Source organism: bacterium, from assembly GCA_016716565.1.
GTDB lineage: Bacteria > Bacteroidota > Ignavibacteria > Ignavibacteriales > Ignavibacteriaceae > IGN2.
In genome coordinates, this window is record JADJWC010000001.1 from 14304 (window position 1) to 35265 (window position 20962).

General features: G+C 35.1%; 24 protein-coding genes and 1 pseudogene. 10 read left to right on the forward strand and 15 right to left on the reverse strand.

All coding sequences use genetic code 11. The features are described 5' to 3' along the window. Positions 1 to 11: 11 nt before the first annotated feature. From IPM14_00075 to IPM14_00090, 4 genes and pseudogenes are all read right to left on the reverse strand, one after another. Positions 12 to 428 (reverse strand): SRPBCC family protein, encoded by a 417-nt coding sequence (locus tag IPM14_00075; GenBank protein MBK9096521.1) that lies wholly within the window; start codon positions 426 to 428, stop codon positions 12 to 14. A gap of 20 nt (positions 429 to 448) precedes the next feature. Beyond that, positions 449 to 1338: pseudogene (locus IPM14_00080) on the reverse strand (VOC family protein). A gap of 34 nt (positions 1339 to 1372) precedes the next feature. Next, on the reverse strand, positions 1373 to 1924 hold the full coding sequence (locus tag IPM14_00085; GenBank protein MBK9096522.1) for a dihydrofolate reductase: 552 nt from the start codon (positions 1922 to 1924) through the stop codon (positions 1373 to 1375). 18 nt (positions 1925 to 1942) lie between these two features. Next, positions 1943 to 2380 (reverse strand): VOC family protein, encoded by a 438-nt coding sequence (locus IPM14_00090; GenBank protein ID MBK9096523.1) that lies wholly within the window; start codon positions 2378 to 2380, stop codon positions 1943 to 1945. Between the two features lie 212 nt (positions 2381 to 2592). Here IPM14_00090 and IPM14_00095 point away from each other — a divergent pair, with 212 nt between their 5' ends. From IPM14_00095 to bstA, 4 genes are all read left to right on the forward strand, one after another. Continuing rightward, positions 2593 to 3567 (forward strand): helix-turn-helix domain-containing protein, encoded by a 975-nt coding sequence (locus IPM14_00095; GenBank protein ID MBK9096524.1) that lies wholly within the window; start codon positions 2593 to 2595, stop codon positions 3565 to 3567. A gap of 12 nt (positions 3568 to 3579) precedes the next feature. Continuing rightward, entirely contained in the window at positions 3580 to 4026 is a 447-nt protein-coding gene (locus tag IPM14_00100) for a GNAT family N-acetyltransferase (GenBank protein MBK9096525.1), read from the forward strand. Between the two features lie 107 nt (positions 4027 to 4133). Beyond that, positions 4134 to 4844 (forward strand): pirin family protein, encoded by a 711-nt coding sequence (locus IPM14_00105; GenBank protein ID MBK9096526.1) that lies wholly within the window; start codon positions 4134 to 4136, stop codon positions 4842 to 4844. Between the two features lie 49 nt (positions 4845 to 4893). Further along, entirely contained in the window at positions 4894 to 5424 is a 531-nt protein-coding gene (bstA, locus tag IPM14_00110) for a bacillithiol transferase BstA (protein ID MBK9096527.1), read from the forward strand. 10 nt (positions 5425 to 5434) lie between these two features. Here bstA and IPM14_00115 read toward each other — a convergent pair whose 3' ends face one another. Then, positions 5435 to 6169: an outer membrane beta-barrel protein gene (locus IPM14_00115; GenBank protein MBK9096528.1), complete on the reverse strand. Its 735-nt coding sequence runs from the start codon at positions 6167 to 6169 to the stop codon at positions 5435 to 5437. Between the two features lie 218 nt (positions 6170 to 6387). On the opposite strand from IPM14_00115, the gene IPM14_00120 reads away from it, so the two are divergent. From IPM14_00120 to IPM14_00135, 4 genes are read left to right on the forward strand one after another with little or no spacing between them, the layout of a single operon-like run. Next, positions 6388 to 7014, forward strand: coding sequence for a chromophore lyase CpcT/CpeT (locus IPM14_00120; protein ID MBK9096529.1), 627 nt, complete (start codon positions 6388 to 6390; stop codon positions 7012 to 7014). Between the two features lie 4 nt (positions 7015 to 7018). Beyond that, on the forward strand, positions 7019 to 7738 hold the full coding sequence (locus IPM14_00125; protein MBK9096530.1) for a histidine phosphatase family protein: 720 nt from the start codon (positions 7019 to 7021) through the stop codon (positions 7736 to 7738). 41 nt (positions 7739 to 7779) lie between these two features. Further along, positions 7780 to 8094 carry a Dabb family protein gene (locus IPM14_00130; GenBank protein MBK9096531.1) on the forward strand — a complete coding sequence of 105 codons (315 nt, stop codon included), beginning with the start codon at positions 7780 to 7782 and terminating at the stop codon, positions 8092 to 8094. After that, a complete protein-coding gene (locus tag IPM14_00135; protein MBK9096532.1) occupies positions 8094 to 8753 on the forward strand; it encodes an NAD-dependent epimerase/dehydratase family protein in 660 nt (219 codons plus the stop codon). The genes IPM14_00130 and IPM14_00135 overlap by 1 nt, the downstream gene beginning before the upstream one ends. A gap of 175 nt (positions 8754 to 8928) precedes the next feature. Here IPM14_00135 and IPM14_00140 read toward each other — a convergent pair whose 3' ends face one another. The 10 genes from IPM14_00140 to IPM14_00185 form a co-directional block, all read right to left on the reverse strand. Then, positions 8929 to 9417, reverse strand: a complete 489-nt coding sequence (locus IPM14_00140) for a CAP domain-containing protein (GenBank protein MBK9096533.1) — start codon at positions 9415 to 9417, stop codon at positions 8929 to 8931. A gap of 144 nt (positions 9418 to 9561) precedes the next feature. Next, positions 9562 to 9720: a T9SS type A sorting domain-containing protein gene (locus IPM14_00145; protein ID MBK9096534.1), complete on the reverse strand. Its 159-nt coding sequence runs from the start codon at positions 9718 to 9720 to the stop codon at positions 9562 to 9564. Between the two features lie 47 nt (positions 9721 to 9767). After that, positions 9768 to 11534, reverse strand: a complete 1767-nt coding sequence (locus tag IPM14_00150) for a T9SS type A sorting domain-containing protein (GenBank protein ID MBK9096535.1) — start codon at positions 11532 to 11534, stop codon at positions 9768 to 9770. Between the two features lie 363 nt (positions 11535 to 11897). Next, positions 11898 to 13226: a T9SS type A sorting domain-containing protein gene (locus tag IPM14_00155; protein ID MBK9096536.1), complete on the reverse strand. Its 1329-nt coding sequence runs from the start codon at positions 13224 to 13226 to the stop codon at positions 11898 to 11900. Between the two features lie 413 nt (positions 13227 to 13639). Continuing rightward, positions 13640 to 15292 carry a T9SS type A sorting domain-containing protein gene (locus IPM14_00160; GenBank protein ID MBK9096537.1) on the reverse strand — a complete coding sequence of 551 codons (1653 nt, stop codon included), beginning with the start codon at positions 15290 to 15292 and terminating at the stop codon, positions 13640 to 13642. Between the two features lie 393 nt (positions 15293 to 15685). Then, positions 15686 to 16141 carry a hypothetical protein gene (locus IPM14_00165; protein MBK9096538.1) on the reverse strand — a complete coding sequence of 152 codons (456 nt, stop codon included), beginning with the start codon at positions 16139 to 16141 and terminating at the stop codon, positions 15686 to 15688. Positions 16142 to 16770: 629 nt separating this feature from the next. After that, on the reverse strand, positions 16771 to 17361 hold the full coding sequence (gene msrB, locus IPM14_00170) for a peptide-methionine (R)-S-oxide reductase MsrB (GenBank protein MBK9096539.1): 591 nt from the start codon (positions 17359 to 17361) through the stop codon (positions 16771 to 16773). Between the two features lie 127 nt (positions 17362 to 17488). After that, on the reverse strand, positions 17489 to 18226 hold the full coding sequence (locus IPM14_00175) for a murein L,D-transpeptidase catalytic domain family protein (GenBank protein MBK9096540.1): 738 nt from the start codon (positions 18224 to 18226) through the stop codon (positions 17489 to 17491). 410 nt (positions 18227 to 18636) lie between these two features. Continuing rightward, positions 18637 to 19095: a hypothetical protein gene (locus IPM14_00180; protein ID MBK9096541.1), complete on the reverse strand. Its 459-nt coding sequence runs from the start codon at positions 19093 to 19095 to the stop codon at positions 18637 to 18639. A 37-nt stretch (positions 19096 to 19132) separates the two neighbouring features. Further along, positions 19133 to 19630: a YajQ family cyclic di-GMP-binding protein gene (locus IPM14_00185; GenBank protein MBK9096542.1), complete on the reverse strand. Its 498-nt coding sequence runs from the start codon at positions 19628 to 19630 to the stop codon at positions 19133 to 19135. A gap of 147 nt (positions 19631 to 19777) precedes the next feature. Between IPM14_00185 and IPM14_00190 the strand changes: the two genes are divergently transcribed. After that, positions 19778 to 20230, forward strand: coding sequence for a YhcH/YjgK/YiaL family protein (locus IPM14_00190; GenBank protein MBK9096543.1), 453 nt, complete (start codon positions 19778 to 19780; stop codon positions 20228 to 20230). Positions 20231 to 20267: 37 nt separating this feature from the next. Continuing rightward, positions 20268 to 20855: a DUF1579 domain-containing protein gene (locus IPM14_00195; protein MBK9096544.1), complete on the forward strand. Its 588-nt coding sequence runs from the start codon at positions 20268 to 20270 to the stop codon at positions 20853 to 20855. The last annotated feature ends 107 nt before the right edge of the window (positions 20856 to 20962 follow it).

Sequence of the window (20962 nt, forward strand, 5' to 3'; positions counted from 1 at the left end):
ATCTCCAAAAGTTAATTCGATTCAACATACTTTTTAAAATTATCCAGAATTGATTGCCAGCCAGCTCTCTGCATCTCAACAGGGTTTTCATTTTCGGCATCAAAAGTTGTCATAACTTTTATGTTATCTCCAAGATTTACAAAATTCGTGATCACCTGCCTTGAGTCCGGCATTGTATAAGAAATTTTCTTATGATCAACGACTTCGTCATAAACTCCTTCAAAGTCAAAGCCAAAACTTCCGTCTTTGGCTTCCATTCTGCTTTTAAATTTTCCACCAACCTTTAAATCATTTTCAGCACTTGGGCAATGCCAGTCATCAGAAGCAAAATTCCATTTAGTTACGTGTTCAGGCTTCGTCCAGCAGTCCCAAACTTTTTTGACATCTGCAGATATTAATGTTTCTATGTTGATTTTTATTTTGTTCATTTGTAATCCTTTTCTTTGGGTTAATTACCATTGTATGCTTTTTCCAAATCGGAAATAATAATTTTTTTCATCTGAAGCATCGTCATCATAACGGCCTGAGATTTTTGGGGATCTTTATCTGATATATATTTGAGTAAAATTTTTGGTGTAATCTGCCAGGAGACACCAAATTTATCTTTCAACCAGCCGCACATACTTTCTGCTCCACCATCAGCAGTAAGTTTATTCCAGTAATAATCAACCTCTTTTTGGTCTTCACAATTTACCACAAAAGAAATTGCTTCATTAAATTGGAATCCATGTTCGCCCGTTCCATCCATTGCTGCAAATAAATTGCCTTCCAAACTAAAATCACCGTACATTATTGCTTTTTCGTTATCAGGATATTTATAAATACTCTCTGTCTTTGCATTCTTAAATACAGATGTATAAAATTTAATTGCTTCCTTAGCTTTTCCAAAAGCCTTATCAACAAAGAGAAGAGATGGAACAATCTCCTGTTTTATTTCACCTTCTGCAAATATTAATTGCCAGGATAAACCAAACTTGTCTTCAATCCAGCCATACTTTTTACTCCAATCATATTTGCTTAATTCCATTAAAACTTTTCCTCCATCGGAAAATTTTTTCCAGAGCCTTTCGATTTCCTTTTCATCCTTAGATACAACAAAAAATGAAATGGAAGGATTGAATTTGAAAACAGGTCCTGCATTTATCGCTGCGAAATCCAATTCATTAAGTTGAAAATCAATCGTCATTACAGAACCTGCAGATCTTCCCGTAGCTGCTGACCTGCATCATCATAACGGGTTATCTTACCAAATTTAGAATTCTTAAATAATGATGCGTAAAAGTTCACTGCTTCTTCAGCGTTGCTGTCATACCAGAGAAATGGAGTTATCTTTTGCATAATAAATTCCTTTATTTTTATTTATAGGTAAAAATCAATTAGAGTTTTTGTATTGAAGAGCCACAACACCCGAATCAAATTTTTTGATATCAATTAGTTGAAGTTGATTTTTAATATCCAGCCCATCAAACAATTTTTTACCTTTTCCTAAAACTACCGGATGGATTAAAAACCAGAATTCATCAATGAGATTTGCATTAAATAATTGGTTAGCGATGCTCAAGCTTCCGGCGGATATATTTTTTCCATTTTGATTCTTCAAATCGGAAACGACTTTCAGCAGACTTTCACTGGCTAAACGAGAATTTTTCCATTTAACTTCTGTAAGGGTGCTTGAAAAAACTATTTTCTTCATTGCATTAAACTTATCTGCAAAATCAATCGTGCTTTTAGTTGCATTTGGATCTTGATGTGCATTAGGCCAATAACTTTCCATAAGCTGATAAGTTTTCCGACCCATCAGAGAGACGTCTATTGTGTCCAGAAAATTTGTAAAAAAGTCATGCAACTCATCATCGGCTATACCTGCCGTGTGATCAGCAAAGCCATCAATAGTAATATTGATGGCAAAGACTAATTTTCTCATTGATATTATTTCAATTAATTATTGATTTTCTTTCGGAGCAGAATAGATTACCATCCAGCGAACACCGAACTTATCTTCTAATGAACCAAAATAATCGCCCCAAAACTGATCAGCCATCGGCATTTCGACTTTACCACCTTCTGAAAGTCCTTTGAAAAGTTTATCTGCTTCTTCTTTGCTATCAGTATGGATCGCGATATAAAAATTATTTCCGAAAGTAACTTTGAATCCCATAGATTCAAGAGCATCGGTGGCCATTATCATATTTTCACTGCCCATCGGGAGAGCAACGTGCATTACCTTTTGGCGATCACCTTCACTCAGCTTATCAGAATCGGGTGTATCTTTGAAGCGAAATATTCCGCCGGCAAAATCACCGCCGAATACTTTCTTATAGAAATTAAATGCTTCTTCGGTGTTCCCGGGAAAGTTTAAATAGGGATTGATTGATTTCATAGCACTCCTTTTAGATTTTTATTTAAATTATTTAGTTCATAATAGTTAATATTCAACAACAATTGGCAATGAATGTGCAAATATATATTGATTTTTTCTGCATGTATAAGGTGCAAATACGGCAATCTGCGGGGTTGAATGCGACATTACATTTATATAATTTCAACACATAATTAATAATCGTCAATTATTTTCAAACAGACATTAAAATTATGAAACACGTTTCAATTATTGTGACAAAAGGTGCGATTCTCGGAAATATCGAAGGACCAAGACAGGTATTCACCGAAGTAAACCAATACCTCCAATCTCGGGGTCAACATCCGTTTTTTGAAATTCAGCTTGTAGGACTTTCGGAGGAATCACAGTTGAATGACGGGTTGTATACAATATCAACCAGCAGAATTAATGAAATCAAGAAAACAGACCTGATAATCATTCCGGCGATGTACGGAGATTTGAGCAAGGCAATAGAAGAAAATAAAGATTTTATCCCCTGGATATTAAAGCATTTTAAAAACGGTTCGGAGGTTGCCAGCTTGTGTCTTGGTGCATTTTTACTGGCATCGACGGGAATATTGAACGGGAGAAAATGTGCAACACACTGGCTCGCAGCAAATTTTTTTCGGAAAATGTTTCCGGATGTAAAACTCCTTGAGGATAAAATCATTACTGATGAAAATGGAGTTTACTCAAGTGGGGGTGCTTATTCATCTTTAAATTTAATATTATATCTGGTTGAAAAATATGCCGGAAGAGAAGCAGCGGTTTTTTGTGCAAAAGCATTTCAGATTGATATTCAGCGTAACAGCCAATCTCCTTTTACAATTTTTATCGGACAGAAAGAACACGAAGATGAATCAATAAAAAAAGCGCAGGATTATATCGAGAATAATTTTCAGAATAAAATAACTGTTGACCAGCTCGCAACAATGTTTGCACTCAGCAGAAGAAATCTTGAGCGGAGATTTAAGAAAGCAACGGCGAATACAGTAGTAGAGTATATTCAGCGAGTAAAGATTGAAGCTGCCAAAAAAAATCTGGAATCTGCAAGAAAAAATATAAACGAAGTTATGTACGAAGTCGGATACTCTGACAACAAAGCTTTCAGAACAACATTTAAAAAAATTACCGGATTATCACCAATTCAGTACAGAAATAAATACAACAGAGAGCTTGCTGCATAGGCTATTTTATTTATGAATAAAATATTTAAAGCAAAAAGTGAACATTTGAACGACTTTCTAAAGATGGCGATGGATTTATGGGGAATCGATTATAATGTCAGCGATCTTAAAGAAATTTTCCTGGGTGCATTGCAGTCTGAAAAGTTTAAAATTTTATTCTTATCTGTTGATAACAATATCGCTGCATTTATCTTTTTATCAATCAGAAGTGATTATGTAGAAGGTTCAACATCAAATCCTACCGGTTATGTGGAGGGAATTTATGTTAAGCCAGAATACAGAAAGCTCGGGATTTCCAAACAGCTTCTTCTCGAAGGAGAAAAATGGCTGAAGGAAAAAGGATGTAAACAGGTTGGCTCGGATGCTTACATTGATAATAAATTAAGTTATGATTTTCATACTAGCGTAGGTTTCGAAGAAGCCGGAAGATTGGTTACTTTTATAAAAGACATTGAGTGATTCTAAACACATTTAACTTTGACTACGAATCGAACAAATCAAAAAGGTATCTTATCTTTAAAAAACTTTTAATTACTTGATTTTGTTCATAATAGAAAGGTGTAAAGATGAAAACGATTGTTCACAAAGCAAACACGAGGGGACATTTTGACTACGGCTGGCTGAAAACATATCATACATTTAGCTTTAGCGATTACTTCGAGCGCGACCGTGTTAACTTCGGAATGCTTCGTGTTTTAAATGACGATGAAATCGAAGGTGGACAAGGATTCGGAACTCATCCGCATAATGATATGGAAATTGTTACCGTTCCTTTGGAAGGAGCTGTTGCTCATAAAGACAGTACCGGAGGTGAAGGAGTAATTTATCCAGATGAAGTTCAGATAATGTCGGCTGGAACGGGAATTCGTCATTCTGAATTTAATCACCTTCAGGATGGAACGACAAAGCTTTTACAGCTTTGGATTTTCCCTGACAAAAAAGGTCACACACCACGATATGATCAGAAGTTTTTCGATTCAGAAGAAAGAAAAAACAAGCTTCAATTTATTGTTACGCCAGAGAAGAAGGATGATAACTTATGGTTAAACCAGGACGCCTATCTTGCATTGATCGATCTTGGAAAAGACAATTCTATTAATTACAAAATCCACACAAAAGGAAATGGTGTTTATATATTTCTTATTGATGGAAAAATTTCTATCGGTGACGAATCATTATCCAGGCGAGATGGAATTGGAATATGGGATACAGATGAGCTTTCGATTGCGGCCAACGAGAATTCAAAGATATTATTTATCGAAGTCCCAATGAATTAGAGTACTTCAGTTGACGATCAAATGATCGTTAAAATTACAAGGAGGCTATATGAATCTTGAAAAATTGAAATACCCGATTGGAAGATACCAAGTTGAAGACAGTATCGATAAAACTTCAATCAAGAATTCCATTAAAGAAATTGAGATGCTTCCGCAGAAATTATCTGAAGCAGTTAAAGGATTAAGTCTGAGTCAGCTGCAAACTCCATATCGCCCTGAGGGCTGGACTATCCAACAGGTTGTTCATCATATTGCTGACAGTCATATGAATTCCTACATTCGCTTTAAACTTGCGCTGACTGAAGATAAACCGATGATCAAACCTTATGATGAAAAACTCTGGGCGGATCTTCCTGATTCAAAAGTAGTCAATATTGATGTTTCCCTGAACCTTATAAGTTCCTTGCATCAAAGATGGACGGAACTTTTAAAACAGCTTACTGAAAAAGAACTAAACAAAGAGTTCCTGCATCCGGAATCAGGTTTAAAAAAGCTGAATGAGACAGTATGCCACTACGCCTGGCACGGGAATCATCATCTCGCCCACATCACTTCATTAAAAGAGCGAATGAATTGGTAAGTGAGTCAGATTAAATTCCAATCATAGCTGTTAGCGTAAACTGCCATGCATTTATTGCACGAGTGTTTTCAATAATAAATATGTCTTCATCCGTTCCGAATAACGGATCTTTTTCATCATTCAGAGAAGTGTACGAATCAAGTCTTCTCGGATTAGTTGATGTTCCTGTGTATTGCTGACCGAACACATTATAAAGATTATAATGAACTCCAACATCAATAGTAACTACCGGTATAAAATCCAGCAGAGCTCCGCCGCCAACACCGACTCCAAATCTTGTCTCGCTTCCTAAATCGTATTCTCCGCTTGGTACTTGTGCTACTCCCTGAAACTTAACAGTTCCGCTGAACGTATTAACCGAAATAAATCCATCGAGATAAAAACCAACCGGAGAAAGCGGCGGTGAAAGATTGAACTCCGGACCAGCTTTAATTGAAAAAATACTATGACTATTCTCAATTTCTCCTTGACCCGGTCCACTTTCACCATCTCCGTTGATGTCAGAATATTCTATTATTCCGAATAGATTAAATCCTAACAAACCAACTCTTGCTTTTGCGTGATAATTAAATCCGCTGCTTATTCCGTATTTGGTTCCATTATAAAAATCAATTGTTGATCCTCCATAATCTCCCGTAGGGGAAATGTATCCGAGTCCACCTCCGACTTGAAGTGATATTTGCGAATACAGATCGGTTGACAGATAAAATGATAAAACAACTAATATCAAAAATAATTTTTTCATTTCTCTCTCCTTTGATAATTACTATTGAGTTTTGATACTTACATTTAAACTGCTGTTGCAAATACTTTGCCAGCAAGTAATATGTTTTTTACTAATCTATATATAAAATAACTAATTGAGTAGGTAAAAGTCACATTTAAAATTTTCTGTACAAAAGAATTTTAAAATCAATATTTTAACTTAAGTGTATCGATAACATTTTTCACGGGACTAAATTTATGCGGTCAATATTAACATTTCTTTTTACTCTTATATTATCAATCAATATATATTCTCAAAGAGATGTTGAGACGTTGGTTGATTATATGGTCGGTTCGTTCTCAAGCAAAGAGCAGGCAGAAAAGGACAGCAGCTATTTTAATATTGAAATTGAAATGGTTCAGATCTGGGAAGACAGAACAGACGGTCCATGGATTTATATTGAGCAGGCAGCATCAGAAACAAAAGACCAACCTTACCGGCAGAGAGTTTATCAAATCAAACAAAGAAGCGATGGAAAAATTGAAAGCATAGTTTACTCTATCCCAAATCCGTTGAGGTTTGCCGGAGATTATAAAAAAGAATTTCCTTTACTTCGATTGACTCCTGACTCGCTTTTAATAAAAGCAGGCTGCGATGTTGTTCTCCACAGAACCGACGATGGATACTTTGAAGGAGGATCAATTGATAAAAACTGCAAAAGCGATCTGCGCGGTGCAAGTTATGCCACTTCTGAGGTTATGATTGATAAGGATAAAATGTTAACGTGGGATCGTGGCTTTGATGAAAATGGAAACCAGGTTTGGGGAGCGACTAAAGGAGGATATGTCTTTATAAAAAAAATAAACAGATTCCAAAAGAGGTAACACTTTGAAAATCATTCATCTCATCGGGATTATTTCCCTACTACTACTTATTCTTCCATTTAATACTTATTCAAAGATTTCTTCAGAAGAACAAAAAGGGATCAGAACAATTTATCTTATTCGTCATGGAGATTATAATCAAACAGATGAATCAGATGAATTCACCGGGAACGAATTGACACCTCTTGGTATCGCACAAGCAAGATTACTTTCCGCAAGATTGAAAGCAATGTCAATTGAGTTTACCTCCCTGACCAGCAGCACAATGACACGTGCAAGACAAACGGCTATCATAGTAAACGAAGAATTTCCAGAATTGACGTTAGCACAAGATGAATTAATTAGTGAGTGCACGCCGCCAACCTGGAGAAAAGACGTAATGTCTGAAACCGATTCTGTAGAGTTGGTCCAATGCAAGAATAATATCGAAAAAGCTTTTGCTAAATACTTTATTTCTTCACCTGATGAAAATGATAGAAATGATATAATTGTTTGTCACGGAAATGTTATCAGATATTTTGTTACAAAAGTTTTAAATGTTGACACAATGTCCTGGCTTCAAATGAGCATTACAAATTGCAGTCTGACCATCATACGTGTTCTGCCGGATGGAAAAATGAAATTAGATGCATTCAGCGATTATGGACACATCCCTGAAAATATGAGAACATTCACGGGTGGTGAGAATGAAGCAAAAGAATTATTCGTACCTGCATTGAAATAAGTTAGTCCGATTAAACAATAGTTTTTTACAAAAGGAATATTATGATCAAACACATTGTGTTCTGGCGATTGAATGAAAGCGCTTACGGAAACAATAAACAAACTAATGCACAGATATTGAAAGAAAAATTACTTGCAATGAAAGACAAAGTTGATGGTTTGTTTAGGATCGAAGTTGGTTTCGATTTCAGCAATGAAAAAGATTCTTGTGACGTTGTTCTCTACTCTGAATTTGAAAACAAAGAAGCGCTGCATCAATATCAAATTCATCCCGATCATGAAGCAATAAAAAAATGGTTGAGTGAAGTCCGGTACGAGCGAAGAGTTGTTGATTATGAATTGGGGCAAGGTACGTAATGAAAACAGCAATTGTAATTGGTGCAACTGGACTTATTGGTAAATCTCTCGTAAACATACTTTTAGCTGATAACAGATACCAAATCATAAAAATATTTGCCCGAAGGTCAACTGGAATAAACCAGCCCAAACTAATAGAACATCTTATTGATTTTGATGAGATCGAGAAATGGAAAAACTTGATTGTTGGTGATGAATTATTCTCCGCATTAGGGACTACAATCCGAAAAGCTAAAAGTACTACTCTCCAGTATAAAGTTGATGTTACTTATCAATATGAATTTGCAAAAGCTGCCTCTGAAAATGGAGTGAAGAGTTACTTTCTTGTTTCTTCCTCCGGTGCAAATGTAAATTCAAAACTTTTTTATATTAGAATCAAAGGAGAGTTAGAGGAAAAAGCTAAGCTTCTTAAATTTCATAAAATCAGAATCTTCAGACCTTCTCTTTTGCTGGGTGAACGAGACGAAAAAAGATTCGGAGAAAAGGCTGCTGAAAATATTCTGAAGATTGTGGTCCCAATTTTTCCTTTCCTGAAAAACCAGAGACCTATCGAAGGAGAAAAAGTTGCAAATGCAATGATAGTTTCAGCAACTCAGGATGATAACGATCAAATAATAATTTATGAGCTTGATGAGATATTTAATCTTGCAGAGAATTAGCAATACAAAAAGGTTGTCATTCAGTGCGTTGCCAAAAACATCCCTTGGTAGAAGTTTAATGAAGTTGTCTTAAAAGGTTCTCTCGATACATTTCATTACTCGAGAACCTTTTTGTCTTGTTGGTTTTCGAGTTTTTTTCTGACAAAGTCAGAAAAATTATCGAGAAAACATTTCATTAATTATTACTCAGAATGAAAATCTGAGTGAAGTAGATCGTACTTCCATCATAAGTAACGCCAACGCCAGTTAGATTTGAGTTGCTTTCAATATTGCTTTTATGTCCGGGACTATTTAACCAAGCTGTAACCACAGCTTCTGCACTGTAATTATATGCAACATTCTCCCCTGCCCAGCTCCACGAAATTGTTTCACCGATTTTATTAATTCTATCATTAAAACCATCATGACTCAAAGTATGTGTGCTTGCCATATCCTGACTGTGTTGTCTGCATTCGTTGGCAATAGTTTCATTCCACTCGAGTGCTGGTAATCCCATTCCGGTTCGATGTTCATTAACAAGACGATGAACTTCTGCTTCTACACTGTCTGATGGAGATCCGTTGTTATTGTTCTTATTATTTGTTACCGGATCATCTTCGCAGGAGAAAGCGAAAAACATAGTGGTAAATAATAGTAATGTGATTTTTAATAATTTGTTGTTCATCTTTCATTTGAAGCAAATTTTATGCTATTAATTTAAACTGGGAATCGCTAAAATTTTAATGGTTGAACACTTTGCACAGGTAATTAGCAGAAATTACAATAGAAAGCCGGAGTGTTAAGCTCCGGCTTTATGTTTTAAATAAATTTACTTAAGCAGAATTAATTTCTTAGTTTCCATAAAGTTGCCTGAGGTTAATGTGTAAAAGTAAATTCCGCTTGGTAAGTTGGAAGCATTAAACTCTACTGAATACTTACCTGCTTCTTGAATTTCATTTACTAAAGAAGCTACTCCCGTTCCAAGCATATCATAAACTTTTTCATTTTATTAATCCTTTATTTTTCTTTATAAAATTATTTAAGCAATACTGCTTTAACAGAATGAGTGTATTTACCTGCTGTTAACCTTATTAAATACACCCCTGAAGGAAGTAATTCATTATTACTATCCTTAGCTTCCCAGTCAATCGTGTGGCTGCCGGGAGATAATTCTTTTTCTAACAGCGTTTTTATTTCTTTCCCTAATACGTTAAATACTTTAATTGAAACAAATGAATATTCCGGAATGTTAAATCTAATGTTAGTTGCAGGATTAAAAGGATTAGGATAATTTGGATATAGATTAAAATTTCCAGGCAAAGGATCCAGCTCATTTACATCAACAGAAAAATCAGCTTTATAAATAAAAGTAAATAATCTCATTCCCACATTTGTAATGATATCATCAAGATGGATTATTATATCTTCCTTTTCATCACCGGTAATATCATACATAGTCGCTCCGTAAAAAACAGAGTTTCTCCCGCTGAAAGCAAGATCATTACGCTTTATATAAAAAACTTCATAAGTATGATGATTCTGTCTGCCGCTGAACTTTATTATTAACACGTGCTGTTCGATGCACATCATTACTTCTTCTTTACCGTCCTTATCAACATCCAAAACCTGCATATTTTTTGCGTAAAAGTTAAACGCACCTATTATATCAATCTTTCCAACTGCCACATAATTATTACCACTTGCTTCAAATATTGTTATTCTTGTTATCGCTTCTCCTTCCCAGAAATGATATCCGCCAATCCAAACTTCCGCTTTACCGTTGCCGTCAAGATCGTTTGTTACAGCATAAAGGTAAGCGTTATTTGTTTCAACAGAACCTTGCCAGATAAAGTTATAACAATTATCACCGCAGTTTTCTATTGCAATAACCTTACCGTTTACACTTCCCGCAAAAAATTCTGTCTTTCCATTCTGATTTATATCCCCAATTGCAAAACCTGAGAAATAAAGATCATATTGTGAGGGATCATAATAAGAAACCGAATCAAAATTATTAGTTGAAGGGTTATATTCATAAATGAACACACTATTAGGACAGCAATGTCTTATAAAAATTTGATCGGTAAATTCATCACTATCCCAATCGCCAAACGTATTGTTATTAAGCTGGGTCTGTCCTGGGACCGGGTAAGGATAAAAGATAAAAGATAAATCAGTTGCTAGTGATGTATCAGTTGGTTTTTTGAAGAACAAGTAGCTAGACCCAGGGTAATTGGTGTCGGGAGGAAACCTGTGAAGGTACAGCTCATCCCGTCCATCCTTATCAATATCAAAAATAACTGTTCTCGCTGAACTTGTGCTGTCATATCTATAAACAGAGTCAAAACTTCCTTGTGTATTCTTTTCCATTACTACTAAATCACTAAAACCAGAAGTATAGTCTTTCATCTGCCCGTAAATTTCTGGCAGTCCATTGTTGTTCATATCAGCTACTAAAGGTGGTTTGGTATTATCAGTTCCTACTTTTACTTCCTGCAAAAAGTTGTATTTCTGGTAATAAAGAGATGTATCAATAGTTGTAAGGTCTATTATTGTGCTGTCGTAAGTTGGGGAGTAAACTGGTTGTTGGATACTTGATGCTAGATACTGGTAATCAGAAATGTTTTTGTAAAGTAATTTACCGTTTGGGTATTCTAATTTTAATATCTCTTTTTCAACTTCGGTTATTTTTATGTCACCACGCTTTTTTAATTGTTGTAGTTTTTCTTCACGACTTTGCTGTGCGCGTGAAGTGCTCACTACTATAATCAACAATAAACAAACTAATAATTCAACTTTCATCTTTTTACCCGATATTTTATAGGGAAAGAAATTATACTGTTAGATTTTAATAATCTTTTTCTTGTAAAGCTATGTAAAACCGGTTGGATATTTATCCTTTGAGAGTGGTTCCCGTATGAAAATTCGCAAACTTTCATACCGGAATAAAAGAAATAATTTATTTAAAAACACCATACTTCCTACCTCACTAAATAATAAGTAAGAAGAATTGTGCCGTGAAAAATTATTTAGGAAATAGAAACCAAATAGGTTGCTTGTTAAATGTAAAACAATAACTGACGCAGCGAATGGCGTGTAACGTTAAAGTTCTTCAGCGAAATAAAAAAGGCGAACCGAATCAGTTCGCCTTTTTTTAAGAAGTTGTTACTTAAGCAGAATTAATTTCTTAGTTTCCATAAAGTTGCCTGAGGTTAATGTGTAAAAGTAAATTCCGCTTGGTAAGTTGGAAGCATTAAACTCTACTGAATACTTACCTGCTTCTTGAATTTCATTTACTAAAGAAGCTACTTCCGTTCCAAGCATATCATAAACTTTTAGTGTTACTTCTCCTGCCGTTTTTATTGCGTAGTTTATTGTTGTAGTTGGATTGAAAGGATTGGGATAGTTTTGTGATAAAGCATATTCATCCGGCTTTTGCTCGTTGTTTCCTTCGCCGCCAATCTTATATGGATTACCTCCTAAGACATAAGTACCAACATTACCCGAAGGATCTGATACGTGAGATTGTAAATCGACTGCTTTTAACCTGTAATAAACCCAATGACCATCCGGGCATACTGCTGGGGGAACAGCAGTACAATAGCTCTCATTTGGATCCTCATATTGAAGATTAGAAGTTTGAATAAGATTTATCCAACCAAGTTCTCCGGCATCTTTTTGAACAATATATTGATACCTATCCGGTTCTGGATTTGCATTCCAGGAAAGTAATGGATGATTATTGACACTTTTTGTGATTGTTAATCCAGTTGGTGGTGCAGGAGCAACATCATAACGTTGTAATCTTATCCAAGATGGAAAGTCTATTGATCCAAGAGCTAATAAATATAAATCATTGGAATTTGCTATAAGTGTTGATGAGGGAGATGCAACCAAAGTTATCTCACCTATCTGACCGGATAAAGTTGAATTAGAAATATACCTGTGTTCCCACTTGTAGTCATTTTTATCGTAGTAAATAAAATGAATCTTATTGTCCTGTGTACTTTCAGATTCAGTTTCGTAACCAATCTCTGATTCACGTAACCAAACATTCTCATTCCAGAAACCTTGATCAAACGGACGATCTGAGTTTGATATAAATGCACCACTGAAATAGAAACTGCTGTAATAAACTCTGAGGGCAGCGTTAACTTTATTATTGGCAATGACAGGTTTATGATATTGTATGGATGTGCCATCAAACGGGATGTATTGCGGACTTTCCCAATTGGTGTTGATCTTGGTTTTATCCCTGGAATGTGAATCATGCGAACCATCTTTGTAAAAATAATGTATTTCATTTGATGAGCATGTTAGATCAGGATCATAACCACCACCATATTCATTCTCTGTTACATTTTTATAATGTGTCCATTGATTTTGAGAAGATTGATATTTTATATAGTGAGAATGACCACCTTCAGTCCAGCCAATGTGAATATCAGCACCATCACTGTAAGCTACAATCTTATCGCACCCTGAATTCGTCATATTCCAATAATTATATTGCGACCAACTGCTTCCCAGGTTTACACTGCGCTTTACGTTGATCGTATTGTTCTTTTTGTATATTGCATAAAGCGTGCTGTTATTTACAGAAACAACATTCACTAAATCACAGTTGGCACCTTCAGATTCAATTAATCTGTCGTAATAATAAACTGTAGAGCCATTATAATTTGCACGAGCATACTTAATACCGCCATTTCTCCAGTATACTAAATGTATTCCATTAGCATCAACACAAGCATTTAACTGACTTTGTGATTGAACTGTGAATTGTGAAAGATTTATCTCACCTGTCCACTGTGCTAAAGCGGCGGATGAAATAAAAATTAAGAACAATATCATGAGATACTTTTTCATTGTTAACTCCTTTGGGCCCGATATTTAATCGAGGCTAATTATTTAATTAAAATAGATTTAATAGTTTTGCTGAATTCATCAGCAATCATTGTAATGAAATAAATTCCTGATGGAACGGAGTCGCCATTCTTAGCTGTTCCGTTCCAGGCAATTTCATATTCACCGCTTATGCGGGTTTCATTAAGGAGTTCTGTTATCTCTTTTCCAAGTATGTTATAAACTTTAATATTAACCTTTGTTTCAAGTGGAAGAGCAAACCTGATTGTTGTCGATGGATTGAATGGGTTCGGGTAATTCTGCATCAAATTGAATTCTTCAGGGACAAAATAATCGTCAGTTCCCACACCAACTGTTTCATCTCGTTTCCAGAAGATAGATTTAAAGATATATCCTGGATTTAGATGCTTCTGCATTATGAATTCAGTTATCCCATCTGAATCCAGATCAGCCACATCAGTTCCATCATAATCATATTGACTATAATCCCAGGTGTCTATAATAAAATCAAGATAGAAATTTCTCTGCGGGCTATACTTAAAACAAAATACCAAAGAACCGTTATTCAGAAATATTTCCTTAATTCCATCTCCGTCAACATCAACATATCTTATTCTTCCGTAAATACCCGAGAACAGTCCACGTATATCTATCTGGTAAACTACTTGGTATGTTCCATTTCCTGACGGTTCGAGTACAAATACTCTTGTAACGCCGCCATAAAGGCTGCTTGCGAAATCGCTGCCAATCCACACCTCATTTTTCCCGTTTCCGTTCATATCTTCACTCATAACTGAAAGAAATGCATTCAGTGTTTCGAGCTGCATTTGATATTCAACATTAACATCATCACCGGATACATACTCATAAATGAAATAATTCCCGTCAATGCTGCCTGTGCTGAAATTATTCTTTCCGTCATTATCAAAGTCTCCTGTTGCAAATCCAAATGTGAACCAGTTTGGAGTTGGTCTGTGATAATAAATAAGTTCATAATTATTAAATACCGGATTATATCTTGCAACGTGGTTGCACTGAGTCCAAGCGCTATCTACCGGACCAGAAACTAAGTAATAAATAATTTCCTGTATCCCATCAGAATCAAGATCATAAAAGGTTACGTCATTTGGCTGGCAAACTGGCGGAAATGGATTGTAGATGAAATTCAACTGTTCTATGTAATCAGTGCTAATATTTTGGCTATAGAAGTATAACTGATTACCTATCTTCCTGCAGATAATATCAAAAAGACCATTATTTGTAATATCACCAAGGTCATAAATTATGTTATGTGAATCCCTAATTTCGATCGTATAATTAAAAAGAGAGTCAATTACATTCTCATAAATTGTAGCGCTGAAAAAAGCAGAATCGGATGAATGAATAGAATAAATTTCATTTTTACCGTTCTTATTTGCATCTGCTACAATATATTTTGCATCAAGGTCAGGATTAGCAGCATCTATATGTCCCCATTGCCTGTAAAGGTTTTCCCAGTAAACAAGGTTTAATGTATCAAGGTCTATTATTAGATCTGCCTCTCTTAAATTCTCAGGCTCAGTGTAAGTCTTTATGCTTTTCAACCAGCGCAGGTTTGTTTGCTTGTTGTATATCACTGCTGTGCTGTCTGCATCTATCTTAACTTCGTAGTTTGGGTTATGTTTCATTTCCTGTATTGTATTTGACTGTGCCAAAACCCAAATAACCGGAAGCAGGGTTAATATTAAAACAAGTTTTCGAATCATTTTATTAAATATTTTATTTATAAATTTTTATGGAAAAGAGACAACAATTGTTTACTCAAGCTATGTAAAACCGGTTGGATATGTATCCCTGGAGAGAAGTCCCTGTATGAAAATTTGCAAACTTTCATACTGGAATAAAAGAAATAATTTATTTAAAAGCACCATAATTCTTACCTCACTATAAAATTAGAAGGAAGAATTGTGCCGTGAAAAATTATTTAAAAATTAGAAACCAAATAGGTTGCTTGCTAAACGTAAAAAAAAAAACTGACGCAGCGAATGGCGTTAACCGTCTAATCTCAAATGCTAATCATATTGTTCCCTACTAATTTGCTGAAGTTACTAATCTTCAGACTTGTGTGCTTTTACGCTCACATCAAAATTTTTTGTGATTTTGTTTTCAGTCAACTGAAGATCTGCTTTCGCACCGGTTTTATGTATCTGAAAATCATTTACTGAAATAGAATCTACGGCAAAACCATCAGCTTTGGAATTTTTTAGGATATCCAGTAAAACACTTCTTGCTTTTGCTTCGGTATCGTAATTTGCAGTTGCTTCAGACTGGTAAACACCATCTTTATTCGAAACAAAAATCATTCGCACCGTCTTGGTCTGATAAAACATACACATCATATCAGGATTGCCGTTATCCTGATGGACAGGGTTACCGAATGTTTTTATTACATCGGATTTTGATTTACCAATAAATTCATGAACACTGATATTTTGTGCAATCAACAGCACAGGAAAAAAACATATCAGGAAGAATGCAGCGAAGAAAACTTTTTTCGTTTTCATAACTACTCCTCAAAAAATTATTAATAATTTCAAAAAGGGTTATAGAATTGTAAGTCCTCGTTGAGGATTGAGAATAGACAAAACAATGTGTGGGTTGAATGATCATTTTGACCCATTGGACAAAAATCACAGTAGAAAACTAATTCAAAGTTGAGAGAGTGTCAATTGGATTTCCATTCCGAATTCATTTCGGAATCTCACCTTTATTGAACACTGGCAGCCGCGGACTTTATGTCTTCGAAAGGGCGATTTATATATACTCTCAAATCTATTGAACCCCTACGGGGTTCGGATTGTTTGGGGCGATTTGTGGCTATAAATATTTAACTCCTACGGAGTTTTTCTAGAATCTGCTTTCACTCCGTAGGAGCGATATGTTTGTAGAAAATAGCAAAAAACTTAGAACACCGTAGGTGTTCAATATGTCATAAAAACAATTAATCAGTTGAATACATGTTTATTCAGCTTTTAGAAATGTTTAGAATGAAACAGTAGAATTACTATGTCATTCCCGCAGAAGCAGAAATCTAAAAAATGTCTGATTCCAGACAAGCCGGAATGACATCAGGGGGCTAAAGATCCTGAAACAAGCCTGCTTGCCGGACAGGCAGGTTCGGGGTAAACAATTTCTATTCAACTAACGAAAGAAACTCTCCGTATCCTTCTTCTGCCATTTTTTCTTTTGGTATGAAACGAAGGGATGCAGAGTTTATACAATAACGTAATCCGGTTGGATCAGGACCGTCATCAAAAACGTGACCGAGATGTGAATCCCCGTTTTTACTTCTTACTTCTACTCTATTCCAGCCGTATGAAAGATCCTTTTTCTTCACAATGTATTTCGGATCAATCGGCTGTGTAAAGCTTGGCCAGCCTGTGCCCGAATCAAATTTATCTTTTGAGCTGAACAGCGGTTCGCCGGAAACAATATCAACATAAATTCCTGCACGATGATTATCCCAGTATTCATTCTTAAATGCAAACTCGGTTCCTTCACACTGAGTTACTTTGTATTGCTCATCGGTTAGCATTTTCTTTAATTCTTCGTCAGATGGTTTTTGATATTTATTTCCCGAGCTATCCATATTTGAATCTTTCCTTTCTGCGGCTTGCTTTGTATTGTTGTCAGTAACTGACTGACTCACCTTTTCTTCCTCACTTTGCGAACAACCTGTTGTAAACAGTACTACAACTAATAATATGCTTAATAAGTTTTTCATAACATTTCTTTTAACAATTTTTATGATAAAATAATTCCAGTTGGCAATTCGAACAAGTCAAAATTAGATCAGGTTTATCACGAAAGCATCGCGAAAGAATGTTTTTTATGAAAAGAGTGGAAGTGTATTAATTCAGGTTAGAATTTGTGTTTGTATTGAGGTTGGCTATCAGTGATTTCTCTTTATAAACTTCATCATCAGCATAAATGAAAAGAAGACTGCCGCCTTTAAGCAAATTAATTATTTCCTTTGATAATTTTTTAGAAACAGCAGGACAACCCCAGCTTCGTCCGATAACTCCGTTTCCATTGGCAATTCTTTCATCTACATAATTTGCACCGTGAATAATTATGCCTCTCAAACCGGCATTGTCGTTTATTCCTCGTTCCAATCCTTCTAGCTTTAACGAATAACCTCTTATGCCAGAGTATGAATTGCCGGTTCTAAAAAATCCAAGACTGCTTTTATATGATCCGATTTTATTCGAAAATTTTGTTGCATTCAGAAAACCTGATTTTTTTCCGTGAGCAACTAATGTTTGATACAGCAGCTTATGATTTTCGATATCAATAATAAAAAATCTTTTTTCATTTGATGGTTTTGAATAATCTATTATTGAAAGCAGATTTTTATTCGGTGCATCAATAGAGTTGTAGCCATCCAGTGCGAGCTTAAAAACATTAAAATCTAATTTATCCGTCAGCTTGCAATCCGTGTAAAGACTCGTAATAAGTAATTGGTTATAATCTTCATCTGAAATGATATCGCTGCTTGAATTTATCTTTTGTCCACTGGGCGCACTGTTGGACGCAGAACCTGACAGGAGAGTAAAAACTCCAATAAAAGCCAGTAAAAATATTTTCATACGTGGTTATAATGCATCATTTGTTCCTGGATATTGCTTTCGGTTTCAATTATCATGCCGGAGGAAATTATTCAATCCGGCTTTATATACGAATTCAATCCGTCATTATTGCACAGGACAGCGACGTGAATATCTGTCACATATGGTTTTGAATGTCGTAAGAATTTTTAGAAGTGAGAAGATTACACTTTGATGGGAAAATCTACCTCTCCGGAATGCTCATAAACTTTTTTTATCTCCCGTTTTACTCTACTAAACCAAGTTTTAATTTGACTGGTTAGACTAACCTGTAAAAATTTAGTTTCAATTTTGCGAGGATTATTTTTTGTTGCAAGACAAATATTTGGCGCTAATTTACAAGACAAATTTGTATTGAAGCGTTCGGCTTAATCGGTTGGTTATAGTGATAATTAATGACTTTTTTCGAAATAAATCTTGGGAGCTAAAATGTTAAAACCTTTATCTATTTCATCAATCATAATAAAGTTAAACGAACGATAAATTTTTTGAGTTATTGGTTTATCATCTAAATAACAGGGAATCCATTGTATTGGAATTAATATTTTCTCTACTTGTAATATTAAGTGATAGTATTTCAAACTATCTAGTTTCGCCACAGATTTATAACCAAATGCTGGTTCAACTTGTACCAACGTACCAGTAGTATCTATTAATAAGGATAGAAAAAGATTACCAGTTATTCCGGCTCTTCGCAGTTTCTCTGGATAATTTTCAGGCTTTTCGATTATAGTTTTCAAAGAATCCCATCCGATAACTGGATAAGCTTCCTTAAAAACCTGACTTCCTACTTGCGACAAAGAATTAATAGAAGCTAAGATAAAAATGAATGCTAGTAATAAAATTTTCATATCAATATAACTATTACTTCTACTGTTAAATTTCTGGTCACTGGTAATTAACAAACTGAACAGGAAAATCGAGATCGGCTTCTTTTACTTTTTGAATAACAATCTGCAAATCGTCTTTCTTCGCTCCCTGCACACGGATTCTTTCATCCATTATCTGCGCACTTACTTTCAGGTTCATTTCCTTTATCATTTTTGTAATTATCTTCGCGTTGTCTTTGGATATTCCACTCTGCAGATTAATTTTCTGCCGCAGTCTTCCGCTGGCTGCTGTCTCGGGCTCTTCAAGCTTCATTACTTTAATTGACAACCCCCTTTTAATAAATTTTGTCTGCAGGATATCTATTGACTGCTTTCGGGAATAATCATCCTTTGTATTTAAAGTAAGAAGCTTATCCTTTTTGTTCAGTTCAAGCTCTGTTTTAGAATCTTTCAGATCATATCTTTGAGTGATTTCCTTAATTGCCTGGTTTACTGCATTATCAACTTCCTGAAAATCAATTTCAGAAACTATATCGAATGATGAATTTTTTGCCATTTTTTCTCCGATTTTTGTTTCAAATATAAATAATTACAGAATGCGATATGATTTTACACACTGTGCATCATTAATAAATTTTAATTTGATTCTGACCGGTTTATTTTTGCTGTTCAAAATTCAACATCCAAAGAAATTAAGAATCAGATGATAATTGATAAAATCGAAAACTCATTTCTCTACGAAAATATTAGTGAACGGATACGCAAATCATTTGAGTATATCAAAACAACTGACTTAAAAAATCTTCCAGCTGGCAAATATCCGATTGATGGTGAAAATATTTTCGCGTTAGTGAGCGAATATCAAACAAAACCAGAATCCGAGGGAAAGCTCGAAGCTCACAGAAAATATATTGATGTTCAATTTGTTATCCGCGGAGAAGAATTGATGGGTTATTCTCCAATTGGTATGCAACAAATTCTCGAACCATACAAAGAAGAAAATGATATTGCATTTTTCACCGGAGATAAATCTTTCTCAAAAGTTTCAGAAGGTATGTTTGCAATATTCTTCACGGAAGATGTCCATATGCCGGGAATAAGTACGGGAGAAATTTCTGATGTCAAGAAGCTTGTAATAAAAGTTCGAACCAATTAATCCACATATTAATCAATAACAAACTATCGGAGGCTCTATGAATAAATTATTTGCTCTAATAATCGCAGCAATGTTTGCAATTTCATCTCATACACTTTTTGCACAGGATGATGAGATGGGAATGGATCCTGAAATGATGAAAGCATGGCAGGAATATATGACTCCCGGTGCTATGCACGATTTATTAGCTAAAAGTGTTGGCGAATGGAAAACTGAAATTAAATCCTGGATGGATCCGAATATGCCGCCAACTGTAACTGAAGGTAAATCAATTTGCGAATCAATGCTCGGTGGAAGATATTTCCATTCAAAAGAGACTGCAAATTTTATGGGAATGCCTTTCGAAGGCTCGGCAATAACCGGTTATGATAATGCAACAAAAAAATTCTTCAGCTACTGGGTTGATAATATGAGCACTGGCGGAATGGTTCTCGAAGGCTTTTATGATGAAGCAACAAAAACTTTTACCTACGCTGGATCAGGCATGAGTTTCACAGGTGAATATAAAGTTCGGGAAATCATTCAGCACATTAACGATGATGAGTCTATGTTCACGATGTATATGGAAGAAGGCGGCAAACCTGAAATGAAAATGATGGAAATTAAATACACAAGAATCAAATAAGTTTTTGCTATCCATTTAAAGCGGGCATTCTATTGTCCGCTTTTTAATTCTCATTCATCACTTTACCGCCCAAAATATGCACATAATTTGTGCGTTTCTGTTTTACT

Coding starts and splice junctions, on each gene's coding strand:
- IPM14_00115 (MBK9096528.1), bottom strand. CDS start 6,169: ATGAAAAAATTATTTTTGATATTAGTTGTTTTATCATTTTATCTGTCA.
- IPM14_00150 (MBK9096535.1), bottom strand. CDS start 11,534: ATGAAAGTTGAATTATTAGTTTGTTTATTGTTGATTATAGTAGTGAGC.
- IPM14_00140 (MBK9096533.1), bottom strand. CDS start 9,417: ATGAACAACAAATTATTAAAAATCACATTACTATTATTTACCACTATG.
- IPM14_00155 (MBK9096536.1), bottom strand. CDS start 13,226: ATGACGAATTCAGGGTGCGATAAGATTGTAGCTTACAGTGATGGTGCT.
- IPM14_00090 (MBK9096523.1), bottom strand. CDS start 2,380: ATGAAATCAATCAATCCCTATTTAAACTTTCCCGGGAACACCGAAGAA.
- IPM14_00130 (MBK9096531.1), top strand. CDS start 7,780: ATGATCAAACACATTGTGTTCTGGCGATTGAATGAAAGCGCTTACGGA.
- IPM14_00195 (MBK9096544.1), top strand. CDS start 20,268: ATGAATAAATTATTTGCTCTAATAATCGCAGCAATGTTTGCAATTTCA.
- IPM14_00145 (MBK9096534.1), bottom strand. CDS start 9,720: ATGCTTGGAACGGGAGTAGCTTCTTTAGTAAATGAAATTCAAGAAGCA.
- IPM14_00135 (MBK9096532.1), top strand. CDS start 8,094: ATGAAAACAGCAATTGTAATTGGTGCAACTGGACTTATTGGTAAATCT.
- msrB (MBK9096539.1), bottom strand. CDS start 17,361: ATGAAAAACTTATTAAGCATATTATTAGTTGTAGTACTGTTTACAACA.
- IPM14_00165 (MBK9096538.1), bottom strand. CDS start 16,141: ATGAAAACGAAAAAAGTTTTCTTCGCTGCATTCTTCCTGATATGTTTT.
- IPM14_00100 (MBK9096525.1), top strand. CDS start 3,580: ATGAATAAAATATTTAAAGCAAAAAGTGAACATTTGAACGACTTTCTA.
- IPM14_00095 (MBK9096524.1), top strand. CDS start 2,593: ATGAAACACGTTTCAATTATTGTGACAAAAGGTGCGATTCTCGGAAAT.
- IPM14_00120 (MBK9096529.1), top strand. CDS start 6,388: ATGCGGTCAATATTAACATTTCTTTTTACTCTTATATTATCAATCAAT.
- IPM14_00185 (MBK9096542.1), bottom strand. CDS start 19,630: ATGGCAAAAAATTCATCATTCGATATAGTTTCTGAAATTGATTTTCAG.
- bstA (MBK9096527.1), top strand. CDS start 4,894: ATGAATCTTGAAAAATTGAAATACCCGATTGGAAGATACCAAGTTGAA.
- IPM14_00105 (MBK9096526.1), top strand. CDS start 4,134: ATGAAAACGATTGTTCACAAAGCAAACACGAGGGGACATTTTGACTAC.
- IPM14_00085 (MBK9096522.1), bottom strand. CDS start 1,924: ATGAGAAAATTAGTCTTTGCCATCAATATTACTATTGATGGCTTTGCT.
- IPM14_00190 (MBK9096543.1), top strand. CDS start 19,778: ATGATAATTGATAAAATCGAAAACTCATTTCTCTACGAAAATATTAGT.
- IPM14_00175 (MBK9096540.1), bottom strand. CDS start 18,226: ATGAAAATATTTTTACTGGCTTTTATTGGAGTTTTTACTCTCCTGTCA.
- IPM14_00075 (MBK9096521.1), bottom strand. CDS start 428: ATGAACAAAATAAAAATCAACATAGAAACATTAATATCTGCAGATGTC.
- IPM14_00180 (MBK9096541.1), bottom strand. CDS start 19,095: ATGAAAATTTTATTACTAGCATTCATTTTTATCTTAGCTTCTATTAAT.